The following is a 15,529-nucleotide window of genomic DNA, read 5'->3' as shown; positions in this document are numbered from 1 at the left end:
TTGGCGCCATTAACCTTAACAAAGCCTGAAGCCCTGTCATCTTGCCGCAAATACTCCACGGGGGTGCGGGGGTGTGAAACCCCCGCTCCTGCCCCAGCCACAGGGATAAACAGATGACGATCAAACTGCATTGCTTTGGCGAAAGCGGCCATTCCTACAAGGCGGCGCTGGCGCTGGAACTCTCCGGGCTCGACTGGGAGCCGGTTTTTGTCGATTTCTTTGGCGGCGCGCCGCGCACGCCGGAGTACCGCGATTTCAACGTGATGGCCGAGGCTCCGGTGCTGGTGGACAACGATCTGCGCCTGTCGCAGTCCGGCGCCATCCAGCAGTACATCACCGACCGGACCGGCAAATTCGCAGGGGCCCCGGAGGACAAATATGAGGTTCTGCGCTGGGTGCTCTGGGATAACCACAAATTGTCCTCTCAGGCTGGCATGACCCGATTCCTGATGCATTTCCTGCCTGAGGAGAAACGCCCGCAGGAGGTCATCGCCTTCATGCAGGCCCGCCTCCGCGCCGCCTACAAGACGCTAGACACCCATCTTGAGAGCCGCGAATGGATCGTGGGCGATGCGCTCAGCAACGCCGACCTGACCTGCTGCGGCTACCTCTTCTACCCCGAGCCGTTCGGCTTTGACCGTGCCGAGTGGCCCCATATCGACGCCTGGCTTGACCGCATCAGCGGGCTGCCGGGCTGGAAACACCCCTATGACCTGATGCCCGGCAAACCGTCGGACCGGACTTGAGGAGACCAACATGACCGAAGCTTATATTTATGACGCCCTGCGCACGCCGCGCGGCAAGGGCCGCAAGGACGGATCCTTGCACGAGGTGACCTCGGTGCGCCTTTCCGCCCTCACCCTGAACGCGGTGAAGGAGCGCAACGGCCTGGAGGGCCACGCCGTCGAGGACGTGATCTGGGGCAACGTGACCCAGGTGATGGAACAGGGCGGCTGCTTGGCGCGCTCTGCCGTGCTGGCCTCCGATCTGGATGAGCGCATCCCCGGCCTGGCCATCAACCGCTTCTGTGCCTCCGGCATGGAAGCCGTGAACCTGGCGGCAAACCAGGTGAAGGGCGGCGCGGGCAGTGCCTATATCGCGGGCGGTGTCGAGATGATGGGCCGCATCGCGATGGGCAGCGACGGCGCCGCGATTGCGGTTGATCCGAGCCTGGCGATGGACACCTATTTTGTGCCGCAGGGCATCTCGGCCGATATCATCGCCACCGAATATGGCTTCAGCCGCGACCAGGCCGACGCTCTGGCGATGGAGAGCCAGCGCCGTGCCGCCAAGGCCTGGGAAGAAAACCGGTTCGAAAAATCGGTGATCACCGTGCGCGACCAGAACGGTCTGCCGATCCTGGATCACGACGAGTACATGCGCCCCGGCACCGACATGCAGACGCTGGGCTCGCTGAACCCCGCCTTCCAGATGATGGGAGAGCAAATGCCCGGCTTCGACAAGGTGGCGATGATGAAATATCCGCACCTGGAGCGGATCAACCACATCCACCACGCAGGCAACTCCTCGGGCATCGTGGACGGCGCCGCGGCGCTGCTAATCGGCAACAAGGAGTTCGGCGAAAAGCACGGGCTGAAGCCGCGCGCGCGCATCAAGGCGACCGCCAAGATCGGCACCGATCCGACCATCATGCTGACCGGCCCGGTGCCGGTGACCGAGAAGATCCTGGCCGACACCGGCATGACCATCGGCGACATCGACCTGTTCGAGGTGAACGAAGCCTTCGCCTCGGTCGTGCTGCGCTTCCAGCAGGCGTTCGACGTCGACCCGGAGCTGGTGAACGTGAACGGCGGCTCCATCGCCATGGGCCACCCGCTGGGTGCCACCGGCGCGATCATCATCGGCACGCTGCTGGACGAGCTGGAGCGGCAGGACAAGCAATGCGGCCTTGCCACGCTCTGCATCGCGTCCGGCATGGGTGCCGCCACCATCATCGAGCGCGTGTAAGCGCCAAAATCCTCACCTGATCAGGGTTGGAGACACGAAGAATGACCGATTTCAAATATGACGTGGACGCAGACGGCGTCGCCATCATCACCTGGGACGCGCCGGGCAAGTCCATGAACGTGCTGACCCGCGAGGCCTTTGGCCTGGTGGAGGAATACGTGGACCGGGCGCTGGAAGACGAGAACGTGAAGGGCATCGTGATCACGTCGGCCAAGAAGGACTTTGCCGGCGGCATGGACCTCAACACGCTGGCGACGATCCGCGAGGAGTCCGGCGAAAACCCGGCCCAGGGCCTGTTCGACTTCACCATGGGCGGCCACCGCATCCTGCGCAAGCTGGAGCTTGCGGGCATGGATCCCAAGACCAAAAAGGGCGGCAAGCCGGTCGCCTGTGCCATCAACGGCACCTGTGCCGGCATCGGCACCGAGATTGCGCTGGCCTGCCATCACCGGGTGATGACCAGCAACCCCAAGGCCAAGATCGGCCTGCCGGAGATCATGATCGGCATCTTCCCGGGCGGCGGCGGCACCACGCGCTATTCCCGCATGGTCGGCGCGATGGCGGCGGCTCCGGTGCTGCTGGAAGGCAAGATGCTGGACCCGAAGAAGGCCAAGGGCGCGCAGCTGATCGACGCGGTTGCGGACGATCCGCTGGCCGCGGCCAAGGAATGGGTGCTGAACGCCAAACCCGCCGATCTGGTCAAACCCTGGGACGCCAAGGGCTACAAGATGCCCGGCGGCGCGCCCTATCACCCGGCGGGATTCATGACCTTCGTTGGTGCCTCGGCGATGATCAACGGCAAGACGCAAGGCGCCTTTCCGGCGGCCAAGGCGCTGCTGTCGGCGATCTACGAAGGCGCGCTGGTCGATTTCGACACCGCCCTGAAGATCGAGGCGCGCTGGTTCACCAACGTGCTGATGAACCCGTCGTCGTCTGCGATGATCCGCTCGCTGTTCCTCAACAAGCAGGCGCTGGAGAAAGGCGCGGTGCGGCCCAAGGACGTGGCCGACCAGTCGGTCAAGAAGATCGGCGTTCTGGGGGCTGGCATGATGGGTGCCGGCATCGCGCTGGTCTCCGCCCAGGCGGGCATGGAAGTGGTCTTGATCGACCGTGACCAAGCAGCCGCCGACAAGGGCAAGGCCTATTCCGCCGACTACATGGACAAGGGCATCAAGCGCGGCAAGGCCACGCCTGAGAAGAAAGAGGCGCTGCTGGCACAGATCACCGCCACCGCCGATCTGGACGCGCTGAAGGGCTGCGATTTGATTATCGAAGCCGTGTTCGAGGATCCGGGCGTCAAAGCCGAGATGACCCGGAAAGTCGAGGCGATTATCCCCGAAGACTGCATTTTCGCCTCCAACACCTCCACCCTGCCGATCTCGGAACTGGCCAAGGCATCGAGCCGCGCCGATCAGTTCATCGGCATCCACTTCTTCTCGCCGGTCGAGAAGATGTTCCTGGTGGAGATCATCAAGGGCCGCGAAACAGGTGACCGGGCCGTCGCCAAGGCGCTGGACTACGTGCGCCAGATCCGCAAGACGCCGATCGTCGTCAACGACGCGCGCTTCTTCTACGCCAACCGCTGCATCATCCCCTACATCAACGAAGGGATGCGGATGATCGCCGAGGGCGTCTCGCCGGTGCTGATCGACAATGCGGCGCGCCAGCTGGGCTTCCCGGTGGGTCCGGTGCAGCTGACCGACGAGACCTCGATCGATCTTGGCGCCCGGATTGCGCGGGCGACCAAGGCGGCGATGGGCGATGCCTACCCCGAAAGCCCCTCTGATGACGTAATCTTCTGGATGGAAGAGCAGGGCCGCCTGGGCCGCAAGTCGAACGCGGGCTTCTTCGACTATGACGAGAAGGGCAAGCGCACCGGCTACTGGACCGGCCTGGCCGAGCGGTACCCGCATGCCGTCCAGCAGCCCTCGCTGATCGAAGTGCAGGAGCGGCTGATGTTCGCGCAGGTGCTGGAAGCGGTGCGCGCGCTGGAGGAAGGCGTGCTGGAAGACATCCGCGAAGGCGACGTGGGCGCGATCCTGGCCTGGGGTTTTGCGCCCTGGTCCGGCGGCCCGTTCAGCTGGCTCGACATCCTCGGCACGCCCTATGCGGCCGAGCGCTGCGATGCGCTGGCCGCGGCCCACGGCGAGCGCTTCGCCTGCCCGGCGCTGCTGCGCGAGATGGCGGAGAAGGGGCAGAGCTTCTACACCCGCTTCGCGCCGGAGAAGTCCGAGGCAGCCTGAGGCCTGCTGATGTGAAGAATGAACCGGCCGGTGCCCCGCGCATCGGCCGGTTTTTTTTATTGGGGGGTGCTTGCAAACCGTGTTGGCGCCGTATGGTCAAATCTCTCCCTGGCGCCGCAAGCGTGAAGCCGTGCGTCGACGGCGCCCGCGGTGGCGATGCTGACGGGTTTGGCTGGCAGTTTATTCCCGCAAAGTCCGTACTCCCTGTCGAGGGAGCACCAAGCCTCAACCAAATCGCCGCCGCGAGGGCGCGCGCCGGCGATGCGCGGCGGCCTTCAGCCTTGCTCCGCGCGGGGAACTCTCATACCCGGGCCAGCTAATCACCAAATGGCGCCAGCCATCGCAGGTGCGGCCACGACCACTTTTCGGGGAGGTGGTTTTGCTGGCGAACTGGCCCGGAACGGGACGGACAGGCCTTCCGGCCAGCGGTCCCGATTTCCGTGCATGGCCCCTGCGCCCATCAGCTGAGCGGCGGCCGGGTATCCTCGGCAAATTGGTTGCGCGGCAGCCCGGCGGCCCACTGTGCCTCTTCGTCGATCAGCGAAAGCACCAGCCCGCGCGCTTCCTCCGGTGGCAGGAGCCGGTAGAGCCCCTGCTCCGGCACGGCGCGGCCGCACATCAGGTTGCGCGGAGCGGCGGTGAAGCCCAGGGCGCCCGCCTCCAGGTAGATCACCTGGTCCTGGGCAAACCGCGGCACCGCCAGCGACAGGCTGCGGCCCGGGTGCATGCGGGCTATGCCGCGGTAGCCCTCCAGCGCGGCGGCGGGCACCACCGCGAAGGGATCTCCCATCGCGTCCTGCGCCAGCTCGCTCTCCAAGAGCACGCCCTGATCGGGCATCATCCACATCGGGTTGCGGTTCATCAGCGCATCGCGCGGCACCAGGAGCGGGCAGCGCGCCGGGTCCATTGCCTCACCGTCGAGGGCCAGCACCTCGCGCTCGACCTCCAGCACGGGCTGCATGCCGTGGTCAAAGGTCAGAACCCGGTCACCGGGCGCCAGCGCCTCCACCGGGCGCCAGCCGAAGCTGGAAGCAACCAGCGTGCCCTCCAGAAAACCGCCCTGCCCCGCGGCCACCAGCGGAAAGCCGCTCGCCAGCGGCCCCGCCTTGCGCTTCGAAAACCAGTCCAGCATCGCCCGTCCTTTCCTGCGCCGCCCCGGGGGCGGAAGTCCTCTGCGGCCCGCACGAGGGGCCGCGGTCTCCGACAGGCATAAGGCTCAATCGTTAAAAGAGTATTCAAATTGTTCGATGTCCTGCGCGCAGGCCTCGGCCACGGCGCGGGCGGTGGCGGCATCGTAGTAGCTGCGCCAGTCCGCGCGCCGCACGGAGGCATTGGCGTGCGGCAGGGTCAGCGCAAAGCCGAGGTGATCGAACAGCGGCTGGGCGTCGCGCGCGAAATGCTCGAGCCGGATGTAGAGGCTGCAGTGCACTGCCCCGCTCGCCAGCCGCATGTAGGAAGAGGCGGGGCTCGCGCGCAGCGTGGCCTGCGTCTGGGGATGCGTCACGAAGGCGGAGAAATCCAGCTCCCGCGCCTGCGCCACGGCCGGATGGGCAAAGCTTTGCGTGCGCAGCCAATGATAATAGCTGACCACCCGGTCCCACGGATTGCGCACCAGGGTGAAGGCAAAGAGCGCCCGCAGCTCCGCCTCGCTGCGAATCCCGTCGAGGTCACCCAGCGCCGAGTGTTTCCAAAGCCGCCCCCGCGCTTTCGCCCCCGCCAGGCGGCGGCGGCGCTTTTTGGCTTTGGGTGTATCGCCCAGCATCAGGTCATCCGCCATCGCGCGCGCTTCCAGCGCCAGCGCAAGCGCGGTGCCGCCGGTCTTGGGGATATGAATGAAAACGTAGCCGCGTCCGGGCGACAGGATCATGGCCCGACCCTAGGCAATCGCACCGCAATAGGAAATGCCGCAAATGCGCCTCGCGGCGCAGGCCTCCGGCGGGGGTATTTCGCGTCAGAAAGCGGTTCCTTGGATTTTTCCCCCTGCCACTTTCTGGCTCCAAATACCCCGGGGTGAATTGGCCCCAGGGGGCCAAGAGGGGCAGCGCCCCTCCCCCTCAGCCCGAGCGCAGGGCGATGGTGGCCCCCGCCAGCACGATGAGCGCAATGCCGAAAATCTGCCAGGCGTCGAGAACCTGACCGAAGACCATCCAGGCAAATGCCGGGCCGACGATCATCACCGAATACTCGAAGACCGCCACAAAGGACGCCTCGCCCAGCTGGTAGGCCTTGGTTATCAGGAAGACGCCCCCCACCGCGGCAAAGCCCTGCAAGAGGATCAGGTGGGAAATCTCCCAGAGCGGCCAGGCCCAGCCGCGGGTGAGGAAGCCGTCAGCGCCCGCGGGCACCGGCTGCGGCCAGATTTCGAGTCCGGCGAGCAGTGCCGCGCCTATAAGCCCCTGCGCCAGCAGGTAGACAAACAGCATCGCCACTGTGCTTTCGCCCCGGCACAGGCGCCCGGTCGCGATCGAGCCGAGCGCATAGAAAAACCCGCCCGCCACCGGCAGAAGAATCAGCCAGTCGAAAGCGCCGGGGTCCGGCTGCAGCACAAACAGAACCCCGGCAAAGCCCGCCAGCACTGCCGAGATGCGCACCAGCCCGATCCGCATATTCAGGAACAGGACCGAGACGATCACGATGATGATCGGCGAGGTGAACAGCCCGGCCAGCGCCTGGGCAATCGGCATCAGCGCGACGGCGGAGAAATAGAACACCATCGACACCGCCAGCAGCACCGCCCTCAGCGTCACCGCTCCCAGCCGGACAGGCGCCATGCCGCCCAGGCCCGCCCGGGCCATCAGCCACAGGAAGGGCAGCGCCACCAGGGTGCGCAGCAGGTAGAACTGCCCCAGCCCGATATGTTCCGCCATCAAAGGCACGGCATTGTCGGTCATGCCGATGATTGCCATCGCCGCAAGCATCGACTGGGCCGCGGCGGCCTGGCTGCTCCCTGCCCCTCGGGAAAGTATCATTTGTTTCATGCCCTTTGCATTGCCCGCAACTTTCCGCAATATCTAGCCTCAAAACGACACATAGAGTGATTCAAGGGGAGGTATCCGATGGGTTGGATGGCGGATGAGACCGGTCTGGAGAAGACCGCCGCGAATTACGTGCCGCTCACGCCGCTGTCGCATCTGCGGCGCGCGGCCCTGGTGTTCCCGGATCACCTTGCGGTGATCTACGGCAGCCACCGCAAGACCTACGCCGAGTATCATGGGCGCGTCAGCCGGCTGGCTTCGGCGCTGGCGGCGCGGGGGGTGGCCCCGGGCGATGTCGTGGCAACGCTGCTGCCGAACCTGCCCGCCCAGGCGGAGGCGCATTTCGGGGTGCCCGCCTGCGGCGCGGTGCTGAACACCATCAACACCCGGCTGGATACGGGCACCGTGGCCTATATCCTCGATCATGGCGGCGCCAAGGTGCTGCTGGCCGACCCGCAATACCTTGAGCTGGCCGAGGCCGCCGTTGCGGAAATGGACGGCCAGGCACCGGAGATTATCGAGGTGGCGGACGGTCACGCTGGCTGGCCCGCGTCCGGCAAATACACCGAATACGAGACGCTGCTGGCCGGAGGCGATCCGGAATTCGACTGGATCATGCCCGAGGATGAGTGGGAGAGCCTGGCGCTGAACTATACCTCCGGCACCACCGGGCGGCCCAAGGGCGTGGTCTACCATCACCGCGGCGCCTACCTGATGACGATGGGCACGGTGGTGTCCTGGCGGATGGTGCTGCACCCGGTCTATCTCACCATCGTGCCGCTGTTTCACTGCAACGGCTGGAACCACACCTGGATGATGCCGCTGGTCGGCGGCACGCTGGTCTGCTGCCGCGACGTCACCGCAGCGAATATCTATAACGCGATCCACGACGAAGGCGTCACCCATTTCGGCGGCGCGCCGATCGTGCTGAACATGATCGTCAACGCCAGGGAAGTGGAACGCCGGCCCTTCGAACACACGGTCGAGGTCTTCACCGCCGGCGCCCCGCCCGCGCCCGCGACACTGTCCAAGATCGAGGATCTGGGCTTCAACATCACCCATGTCTACGGGCTGACCGAGACCTTTGGCCATGTCACCGAATGCTGCTGGAAGGACAAGGAATGGGGCGGGCTGGACCGCGCCAGTATCGCCGCCCGCAAGGCGCGCCAGGGCGTGGCGATGCCGATGATGGAGCCGGTGGCGGTACGCGGCAGCGACCTCAGCATCCTGCCGATGGACGGGCAGAGCCAGGGCGAGATTGTCCTGCGCGGCAATTCCGTGATGAAGGGGTATTACAAGAACCCGGAAGCCACCGCCGAGGCCTTCAAGGGCGGCTATTTCAACTCGGGCGACATCGCGGTGCAGCATCCGGACGGCTATGTCCAGATCGCGGACCGGGCCAAGGACATCATCATCTCGGGCGGGGAGAATATCTCCTCGGTCGAGGTGGAGGGCGTCTTGATGGCGCATCCGGACGTGAACCTCGCCGCGGTGGTGGCCAAGCCGGACGAGAAATGGGGCGAGGTTCCTTGCGCCTTTGTCGAATTGAAACCCGGGGCGGAGCCGGATGCGGCGGCGCTGATTGCCTTTGCGCGGGAAACGCTGGCGGGCTTCAAGACCCCCAAGGAGGTGCTGTTCCAGGAGCTGCCCAAGACCTCCACCGGCAAGATCCAGAAGTTCGAGCTGCGCAAGATCGCCCGCGGCCTCAGGGGCTGAGGCAAGGCAAAAGCGGCAGCGCGCTGCAAAGCGGTTTGCTGCCCCCCCGATCTTGTGTTTAATCCGGCGGCGACAGGAACAACGGGGGGCAGTCCGTCAGCATGACCGCATTGAAGGAATTCGAGCGTCTGGAGGCAGCGGGCCTGTGGCGCGCGGACGCAGAGGCCCAGCGGCGGGATGTGATCATCTCGGTCGGGGATGCGACGCTGACGATTTCCGACATGAACGACCGGCCGCTCGCGCACTGGTCGCTGGCGGCGCTGGAAAGGGCCAATCCGGGCGAATACCCCGCCCTCTTCCACCCCGATGGCGACCCCGGCGAGACGCTGGAGATCGGTGCCGACGAGACCACCATGCTGGAGGCAATTGCCCGGGTGCAGGCCGCGATCGGCCGGTCGCGGCCGCGGCCCGGCCGCCTGCGCGCGCTGAGCGGGCTGGGGATGCTGGCGCTGTTCCTGGCGCTGGCGGTCCTGTGGCTGCCGGGCGCGGTCAGCCGCCATGCGGTGAGCGTTGTGCCGGAAATCAAGCGCAAGGCGGTAGGCCGGGCGCTGCTGGAGCGGATCGAGCGGGTCTCGGGCCCGGCCTGCGCCACACCGGAAGCCGCGCCGATCCTGAGGAAGCTGGCGCAGCGCACCGGGGTGCGGCGGCTGGCGGTGCTGCGCTCGGGCGTGCCGGGCAGCTTGCACCTGCCGGGCGGCATCGTGCTTCTGAACCGCAGCTTCGTGGAGGATTACGAAGACCCCGCGGTGGCGGCCGGCGCGATCCTCGCCGAGCGCGCCCGCGCGGCGGAGGGCGATCCGATGGCGGCGCTTCTGGATGCGGGCGGGCTGGCGGCGCCGGTCCGGCTTCTGACCACGGGCGATGTGAACCGCGCAACGCTCGATGCCTATGCCGAAGCGATGCTGGCAAGCCCGCGCCCGGTGGTGCCGCCGCAAGTGCTGCTGGCAGAGTTCGCCCGCGCCGGGCTGCCGTCCGCGCCTTATGCCTATGCGCTGGACATCACCGGAGAGACCGTGCTGCCGCTGATCGAGGGCGATCCGATGGCGGGCCAGGAAGTGGAGCCGGTGCTGAGCGACCGCGATTGGGTGCGGTTGCAGAACATCTGCGGCTAGGAGGCGGACCACCGGCGGCGGGGGTTGAAACCGCGGCGGCGCCGGCTATCTTGGCGGCAAGCGAGGACGCCCTCCCCCAAGACGGGACAGCAGCCGGGACGGCCCGGGTCACCCCAAGAGGGATAAGGGGAGATACCATGCGCAGCGCCGGGGACCGGATCCGCCATGCCGTCAGCTTTGAAATCATCGGGCTTCTGCTCATCACGCCGCTGGGCGCCTGGGTTTCCGGCATGCCCGCCGCGCATCTGGGGCTGGCCGCCTTTGTCTGCGCAACGATCGCGACTTTTTGGAACTTTCTCTACAACCTGCTGTTCGACAAGGCGCTGCTCGCCTTGCGCGGCTGCACCGACCGCGGCGTGCCCCTGAGGGTTCTGCATGCGGTGCTGTTCGAGCTGGGGCTGCTGCTGGTGCTGATGCCATTCCTGGCGTGGTATCTGGAGATCAGCCTGTTCATGGCCTTCGTGATGGATGCGGGGTTCGCGGCCTTCTACCTGGTTTACGCCTTTTGCTTCAACTGGGCCTACGATGTGATCTTCCCGGCGCCCGCCCGGCCCTCCGGGCCCGCCGAGGCGGTGGCGCAGGCGGGCTGAGGCCGGGCTTAGGACAGAGGAAAAGCCGGGACGCGCGGGGCGCTCCCGGCTTTTATGTTTTGGGATCTGGAGCTTACTTGCTGAGCCGGGCGCCGGGGAAACCTGCAGCCTGCACCGTGGAGAGGGCGGCGTGCGCCTTCGCAGGGCTGGCAAATGGACCCGCCAGCACGACTTTCAGGCTGTGCCCCTTGCGGCTCAGCGTGCCGAGCCGCACCGGCAGCCCGCGCGCTGCCAGCGCCTGTGCGGCGGCGCGGGCCTCGGCGGCGTCAGCATGGGTTGCGGCACGGATGTAGCTTTGCGCGGGCGCAACCAGATCCGGGGCCGGGGCTGCCGGGTCGGCGCGGCTGGAAAGGCGCAGCGCGGGTTTCTTGGCCTCCGCCGGGCTGCGGCGGGCCTTGGGCGGGAGGGTGACCACGGGGCTGTCGAGCGGCAGTTTCACCAGCCTGCGCGGCACCTCATCGGTCCAGATCCGCGCACTGGCGGCAGCGCCCGCCGCGCCGCGCGGGCCGCGGGCGGGGTTCAGGCGGCCGTCTTCGCGGCTGACCCGGATATAACCGGGCGGCACGACGGCGGCCCCGTTGACCACGGCCGGGCGGATGGTGCGTTCGGCACGGCGGGGGTTGAGGCGGCCGTCCTTCCAGACCGGGCGGTAGCCCTTGGGGACGGAGAAATTGTTGCTGAGGCGGCGCTCCTGATAGATGTGCTTTTGCACCACGCGCGTGTTGGGCGTGAGCGGAAGCGCCGATTGCGGGCCGATCCCGGGGCTGTCGCCATAGGTGACGGGCGAGACCGCCTGCGGGCCGCAGCGGGCGCTGCCGCGGTTGATGTACTGCTGGCTGAGCGCCGAGGCGCCGGGACAGGGGGGGCTGGCCGCGGGTGCGGCCTTGGCTGCGGGGTTCGGCGCGAGCCGCACGGGTTTCTGCCGGGCGGGCCTGGGGGAGGCAGCTGGTTTGGCGGGCGCAGCCGCTGCGGCACGTTTCACCGGTTTGACAACAGGTTTCGCAGCCGGTTTCGCAGCCGGCGTCACGGCGGGCTGAGCTGCCTGTTGCGCCGCTTTCGGTGCAGGTCTTGCGGGGGCTGCGGCGGTGGCCTGCGCGGGCTGATCACCCTGCGGCAAGGTGATCATTTCGGGCCCGGGCACAGCCTGCTGCGGCTGCTTGGTGGTGCCCGCGACGCCAGTGGGCTTGTAGCCGCAGATCTGCCTGCGGGACCGGGTCACCCGCGGCACCCAGGTCACATTGCCGCCGATACCTGCGCGGATGTAGATGCAGCCGCGGCTGTCGACATATTGCTTGGCGGCATAAGACGCAGGCGGATATTCGGCGGGCGGGCTGGCCTCGCGCAGCACCTGTGCCTCTAGCGCCGTGATCCCGGCGGACCCCGCGATCAAGGCCAGCGCAATAATTCTAGCTATTTTCATACCCGTGCCCCGCAATATATGGCGGCAGGATGCCCGATGCGCCGGGCTGAGTAAAGATTTCGCGGCGTAAATATGGCCGCAAGCGGCTGATTTGCCATGGTATCGCACCCGGGCACCGCCCCCAGCGCGGAACAAGGCCGAAGGCCGCGGCGCATCGCCGCCGCGCGCCGGCGATATGCGGCTCTGGCAGACCTTCCGGCGGAATGAAAAAAGCCCGGCGGAGGGCCGGGCTTTTCTGTACTACGCAACCGCCGCTTACTTGGTGCCGAACATCCGGTCGCCCGCGTCGCCGAGGCCGGGCAGGATGTAGCCCTTCTCGTCGATCTGGCGGTCAAGCGAGGCGGTGACGATCGGCACATCCGGGTGGGCTTCCTTCATCTTGGCGACACCTTCCGGCGAGGCCAGCAGGCACAGGAAGCGGATGTTGTTCGCGCCCGCCTCTTTCAGCAGATCGACGGCGGCGGCGGAGGAGTTGCCGGTCGCCAGCATCGGGTCCACCGCGATCACCAGCCGGTCCTTCAGCCCTTCCGGCGCCTTGAAGTAATACTGCACCGGCTGCAGGGTTTCCTCGTCGCGGTAGAGGCCGACAAAGCCGACGCGGGCCGAGGGGATCAGCTCCAGCACACCATCCAGCATACCGTTGCCCGCGCGCAGAATCGAGACCAGCGCCAGTTTCTTGCCCGCCAGGATTGGCGCTTCCATTTCCTCCATCGGGGTTTCGACGGTGGTGGTGGTCAGCGGCATCCCGCGGGTGATCTCATAGGCCAGGAGCTGGGTGATCTCGCGCAGCAAGCGGCGGAAACTGGCGGTCGAGGTGCCCTTGTCCCGCATCAGGGTCAGCTTGTGCTGCACAAGCGGGTGATCAACGACTGTGAGATGGTCGGTCATGGGGCGCTCCTAAAGTTGTTTGTTGCGCTTTTATTGGCTTTGCCGCAGCAGGCAAGGCGGTTTTGCCCGCTGCCGCCCGGAAAGGGGTGCTGGGAGGGATCAAAGGAAGCTCTTGCCGGGGCCTTGCGCGGGCACACCCAGGTGCGCCGCGACCGAAGCCGCCACATCGGCGAACTTCACCGCGCCGATGGGGCCCGCGCCAAGACCCGCAATCAGCACCGGCACCTGTTCGCGGGTGTGGTCGGTGCCGGGCCAGGCGGGATCGTTGCCGTGGTCGGCGGTGAGCAGCAGCATGTCGCCGCCGCGCAGACGCGGCAGCAGACGGCCGAGCGCGGCGTCGAACCATTCCAGCGCGCGGGCATAGCCGGAAATGTCGCGGCGGTGACCGTAAAGACTGTCGAACTCCACGAGGTTGGCGAAGGTGAGGCTGCCGTCCTCGGCTTCTTCCACCGCGTCAAAGAGATGCTGAATCAGCGTCTCGTCCGGACCTTTCTTCAGCGTGTCGATGCCCGCCATGGTGAAGATGTCACCGATCTTGCCGATCGCATGCACGCGGCGGCCTGCGTCCTGCACCCAGTTGGTGAGCACCGGCGCGGGCGGCGCAATAGCGTAGTCGCGGCGGTTGGCGGTGCGGGTGAAGCCCTCCTCCGCCGTACCGGTGAAGGGGCGCGCGATGACGCGGCCGACCTTCATGGCGTGCAGCTCGGGCGCCAGCGCCTCGCAGAGCTTGAGCAGGCGGTCCAGGCCGAAGGTCTCTTCATGCGCGGCGATCTGGAACACACTGTCGGCCGAGGTGTAGCAGATCGGCTGGCCGGTCTGCATGTGCTCCGCCCCGTGGCGGGCGATGATCTCGGTCCCCGAGGCGTGGCAGCTGCCGAGGATGCCGGCTGTGCCCGCAAGCTCCGCCGCGCGGGCGGAGAGGCTTTCGGGGAAGGCAGGCGTGGTGTCGGGGAAATAGTGCCAGTCCCAGGGCACCGGGAGGCCCGCCAGCTCCCAATGGCCCGAGGGCGTGTCCTTGCCCGGGCTCAGCTCATGGGCGCAGCCCCAGCGGCCTTCGGGGTCCGCGTCCAGCCCCGGAAACGGCACCGAGGACGCGAGCCGCATCGCCGCCCCAAGGCCAAGCCTGGTGAGGTTCGGCAAGTCCAGGGGGCCGCTGCGCCCCTCCTCAGCCTGCCCCGCGGCGCAGGCCTGGACGATATGGGCCAGCGTGTTGGCACCAAGGTCGGGAAGGTCGCCGTTGAAGAACCGCCCGGCATCCGGCGCGCCGCCAATGCCAACCGAATCCATCACCACAAGGAAGGCGCGGGGCATCAGGAGATCCTTTCGTGCACAAGCGGCGGCAGGGTTTCGGGCGCCTCGCCGATGGTGAAGGCGGCCAGAACCTCGGCCTCGGCGGCGCGGGCGGCGTCGTTACTGGCCGCATGCACACGGGCCAGCGGGTCGCCCGGCTCCACTGGCTGGCCGAGGCGGGCAATGTCCGAAACGCCGACGCCCGGATGGATACGGTCGCTTTCCACCATGCGGCCGCCGCCAAGGCGCACCACCGCAAGCCCCAGCGCCTCGCCGTCGATGGCGGCGGCATGCCCGCCTTTGGGGGCCTTGACCACGCGGGACACTTCGGCCCGCGGCAGGTGATCGCGCCAGCGGTCCGCAAAATCGGCAGGGCCGCCAAAGGCCGCGATCATGCGGGCAAAGCGGTCCGCGGCGCGGCCGTCCGTCAGGGTTTCGGTGATCTTGGTTTCGCCCTCGGCGGCATCCCGTGCCAGCCCGCCATGGGCCAGCAGCACGCCGCCCAAGGCCGCCGTCAGCTCCGCCAGCGGGCCTGAGGCAGCGCCGGTGAGCACCCGCATCACCTCCGCCACCTCCAGCGCGTTGCCAAGCGCGGGCGCCAGCGGCTGGTTCATGTCGGTGATCAGCGCCGAGGTGGTGCAGCCGGCCGCATTGGCGGTATCGCAGAGTGAGCGGGCCAGCGCGCGGGCGTCCTCCGCCGTCTTCATGAAGGCGCCGGAGCCGATCTTCACGTCGAGCACCAGCGCGCCGGGGCTGGCGGCGAGCTTCTTGGAGAGGATCGAGGCGGTGATCAGGTCGAGGCTTTCCACCGTCGCGGTCACGTCGCGGATGGCGTAGAGCCGTTTGTCGGCGGGGGCAATTTCCGCCGTGGCGCTGACGATGGCGCAGCCTACGTCCTTGACCATGGCGCGCAGCGCACTTTCGCTGACCGAGGTGGAGAGGCCGGGGATGGCCTCCAGCTTGTCGAGCGTGCCGCCAGTATGGCCAAGCCCGCGGCCGGAAATCATCGGCACATAGGCGCCGCAGGCGGCGAGCGCGGGCGCAAGCAGGAGCGACACGCAATCCCCTACCCCGCCGGTCGAGTGCTTGTCGAGCACCGGCCCGTCCAGATCCCACGCCAGAACGTCGCCGGTGTCGCGCATCGCCAGCGTCAGCGCACTGCGCGCCCCGGTCGGCAGGCCCTGCAAGCAAACGGCCATGGCAAAGGCGCCCGCCTGCGCGTCGGAGACGGCGCCGCTGGCGAGGCCTTTGGCGAACCAGCGCAGTTCGTCGTCTGAGGGCGTGCGGCCGCGGCGCAGGCTGGCGATTATGGCACGGGCGTCCATGA

13 protein-coding genes are annotated in these 15,529 nt (G+C 67.3%); 6 read left to right on the top strand and 7 right to left on the bottom strand.

Annotated features, from left to right (window positions below; translation table 11 throughout):
* The first annotated feature begins 113 nt into the window (after positions 1–113).
* From ACOHX0_RS03790 to ACOHX0_RS03780, 3 genes are read left to right on the top strand one after another with little or no spacing between them, the layout of a single operon-like run.
* Entirely contained in the window at positions 114–746 is a 633-nt protein-coding gene (locus tag ACOHX0_RS03790; protein ID WP_420675331.1) for a glutathione S-transferase family protein, read from the top strand.
* Between the two features lie 10 nt (positions 747–756).
* On the top strand, positions 757–1,968 hold the full coding sequence (locus ACOHX0_RS03785) for an acetyl-CoA C-acetyltransferase (protein ID WP_420675330.1): 1,212 nt from the start codon (positions 757–759) through the stop codon (positions 1,966–1,968).
* 41 nt (positions 1,969–2,009) lie between these two features.
* Positions 2,010–4,211, top strand: a complete 2,202-nt coding sequence (locus ACOHX0_RS03780) for a 3-hydroxyacyl-CoA dehydrogenase NAD-binding domain-containing protein (RefSeq protein ID WP_420675329.1) — start codon at positions 2,010–2,012, stop codon at positions 4,209–4,211.
* 460 nt (positions 4,212–4,671) lie between these two features.
* On the opposite strand, the gene ACOHX0_RS03775 is transcribed toward ACOHX0_RS03780, so the two are convergent.
* The 3 genes from ACOHX0_RS03775 to ACOHX0_RS03765 all read right to left on the bottom strand — a co-directional run bounded on the left by ACOHX0_RS03775 (position 4,672) and on the right by ACOHX0_RS03765 (position 7,180).
* A complete protein-coding gene (locus ACOHX0_RS03775; RefSeq protein ID WP_420675328.1) occupies positions 4,672–5,343 on the bottom strand; it encodes a Hint domain-containing protein in 672 nt (223 codons plus the stop codon).
* Between the two features lie 84 nt (positions 5,344–5,427).
* On the bottom strand, positions 5,428–6,078 hold the full coding sequence (locus ACOHX0_RS03770) for a sulfotransferase family 2 domain-containing protein (protein ID WP_420675327.1): 651 nt from the start codon (positions 6,076–6,078) through the stop codon (positions 5,428–5,430).
* A gap of 187 nt (positions 6,079–6,265) precedes the next feature.
* Positions 6,266–7,180, bottom strand: a complete 915-nt coding sequence (locus ACOHX0_RS03765; RefSeq protein ID WP_420675326.1) for a DMT family transporter — start codon at positions 7,178–7,180, stop codon at positions 6,266–6,268.
* Between the two features lie 87 nt (positions 7,181–7,267).
* Here ACOHX0_RS03765 and ACOHX0_RS03760 point away from each other — a divergent pair, with 87 nt between their 5' ends.
* The 3 genes from ACOHX0_RS03760 (at position 7,268) to ACOHX0_RS03750 (ending at position 10,604) form a co-directional block, all read left to right on the top strand.
* Positions 7,268–8,902, top strand: a complete 1,635-nt coding sequence (locus ACOHX0_RS03760; RefSeq protein ID WP_420675325.1) for an AMP-binding protein — start codon at positions 7,268–7,270, stop codon at positions 8,900–8,902.
* Between the two features lie 101 nt (positions 8,903–9,003).
* Entirely contained in the window at positions 9,004–10,014 is a 1,011-nt protein-coding gene (locus ACOHX0_RS03755) for a hypothetical protein (protein ID WP_420675324.1), read from the top strand.
* A 137-nt stretch (positions 10,015–10,151) separates the two neighbouring features.
* Complete coding sequence (locus ACOHX0_RS03750) at positions 10,152–10,604, top strand: PACE efflux transporter (RefSeq protein WP_420675323.1); 453 nt, start codon at positions 10,152–10,154, stop codon at positions 10,602–10,604.
* Positions 10,605–10,677: 73 nt separating this feature from the next.
* Here ACOHX0_RS03750 and ACOHX0_RS03745 read toward each other — a convergent pair whose 3' ends face one another.
* The 4 genes from ACOHX0_RS03745 to ACOHX0_RS03730 all read right to left on the bottom strand — a co-directional run bounded on the left by ACOHX0_RS03745 (position 10,678) and on the right by ACOHX0_RS03730 (position 15,527).
* Positions 10,678–12,024 (bottom strand): SPOR domain-containing protein, encoded by a 1,347-nt coding sequence (locus ACOHX0_RS03745; protein WP_420675322.1) that lies wholly within the window; start codon positions 12,022–12,024, stop codon positions 10,678–10,680.
* Between the two features lie 255 nt (positions 12,025–12,279).
* Positions 12,280–12,912 (bottom strand): uracil phosphoribosyltransferase, encoded by a 633-nt coding sequence (upp, locus tag ACOHX0_RS03740; RefSeq protein ID WP_420675321.1) that lies wholly within the window; start codon positions 12,910–12,912, stop codon positions 12,280–12,282.
* A gap of 99 nt (positions 12,913–13,011) precedes the next feature.
* The gene (locus ACOHX0_RS03735) at positions 13,012–14,223 is read right to left on the bottom strand and encodes a phosphopentomutase (protein WP_420675320.1); all 1,212 of its coding nucleotides are present in this window, start codon (positions 14,221–14,223) and stop codon (positions 13,012–13,014) included.
* Complete coding sequence (locus tag ACOHX0_RS03730; protein ID WP_420675319.1) at positions 14,223–15,527, bottom strand: thymidine phosphorylase; 1,305 nt, start codon at positions 15,525–15,527, stop codon at positions 14,223–14,225. The genes ACOHX0_RS03735 and ACOHX0_RS03730 overlap by 1 nt, the downstream gene beginning before the upstream one ends.
* Between the last annotated feature and the right edge of the window lie 2 nt (positions 15,528–15,529).

This window comes from Cribrihabitans pelagius (assembly GCF_048820915.1).
GTDB classification, from domain to species: domain Bacteria; phylum Pseudomonadota; class Alphaproteobacteria; order Rhodobacterales; family Rhodobacteraceae; genus Cribrihabitans_A; species Cribrihabitans_A pelagius.
Note: the sequence above shows the minus strand (reverse complement) of the source record. Positions and strands in the feature narration are given on the sequence as shown.

Coding starts and splice junctions, on each gene's coding strand:
- ACOHX0_RS03780 (WP_420675329.1), top strand. CDS start 2,010: ATGACCGATTTCAAATATGACGTGGACGCAGACGGCGTCGCCATCATC.
- ACOHX0_RS03790 (WP_420675331.1), top strand. CDS start 114: ATGACGATCAAACTGCATTGCTTTGGCGAAAGCGGCCATTCCTACAAG.
- ACOHX0_RS03760 (WP_420675325.1), top strand. CDS start 7,268: ATGGGTTGGATGGCGGATGAGACCGGTCTGGAGAAGACCGCCGCGAAT.
- ACOHX0_RS03775 (WP_420675328.1), bottom strand. CDS start 5,343: ATGCTGGACTGGTTTTCGAAGCGCAAGGCGGGGCCGCTGGCGAGCGGC.
- ACOHX0_RS03730 (WP_420675319.1), bottom strand. CDS start 15,527: ATGGACGCCCGTGCCATAATCGCCAGCCTGCGCCGCGGCCGCACGCCC.
- upp (WP_420675321.1), bottom strand. CDS start 12,912: ATGACCGACCATCTCACAGTCGTTGATCACCCGCTTGTGCAGCACAAG.
- ACOHX0_RS03785 (WP_420675330.1), top strand. CDS start 757: ATGACCGAAGCTTATATTTATGACGCCCTGCGCACGCCGCGCGGCAAG.
- ACOHX0_RS03765 (WP_420675326.1), bottom strand. CDS start 7,180: ATGATACTTTCCCGAGGGGCAGGGAGCAGCCAGGCCGCCGCGGCCCAG.
- ACOHX0_RS03735 (WP_420675320.1), bottom strand. CDS start 14,223: ATGCCCCGCGCCTTCCTTGTGGTGATGGATTCGGTTGGCATTGGCGGC.
- ACOHX0_RS03770 (WP_420675327.1), bottom strand. CDS start 6,078: ATGATCCTGTCGCCCGGACGCGGCTACGTTTTCATTCATATCCCCAAG.
- ACOHX0_RS03750 (WP_420675323.1), top strand. CDS start 10,152: ATGCGCAGCGCCGGGGACCGGATCCGCCATGCCGTCAGCTTTGAAATC.
- ACOHX0_RS03745 (WP_420675322.1), bottom strand. CDS start 12,024: ATGAAAATAGCTAGAATTATTGCGCTGGCCTTGATCGCGGGGTCCGCC.
- ACOHX0_RS03755 (WP_420675324.1), top strand. CDS start 9,004: ATGACCGCATTGAAGGAATTCGAGCGTCTGGAGGCAGCGGGCCTGTGG.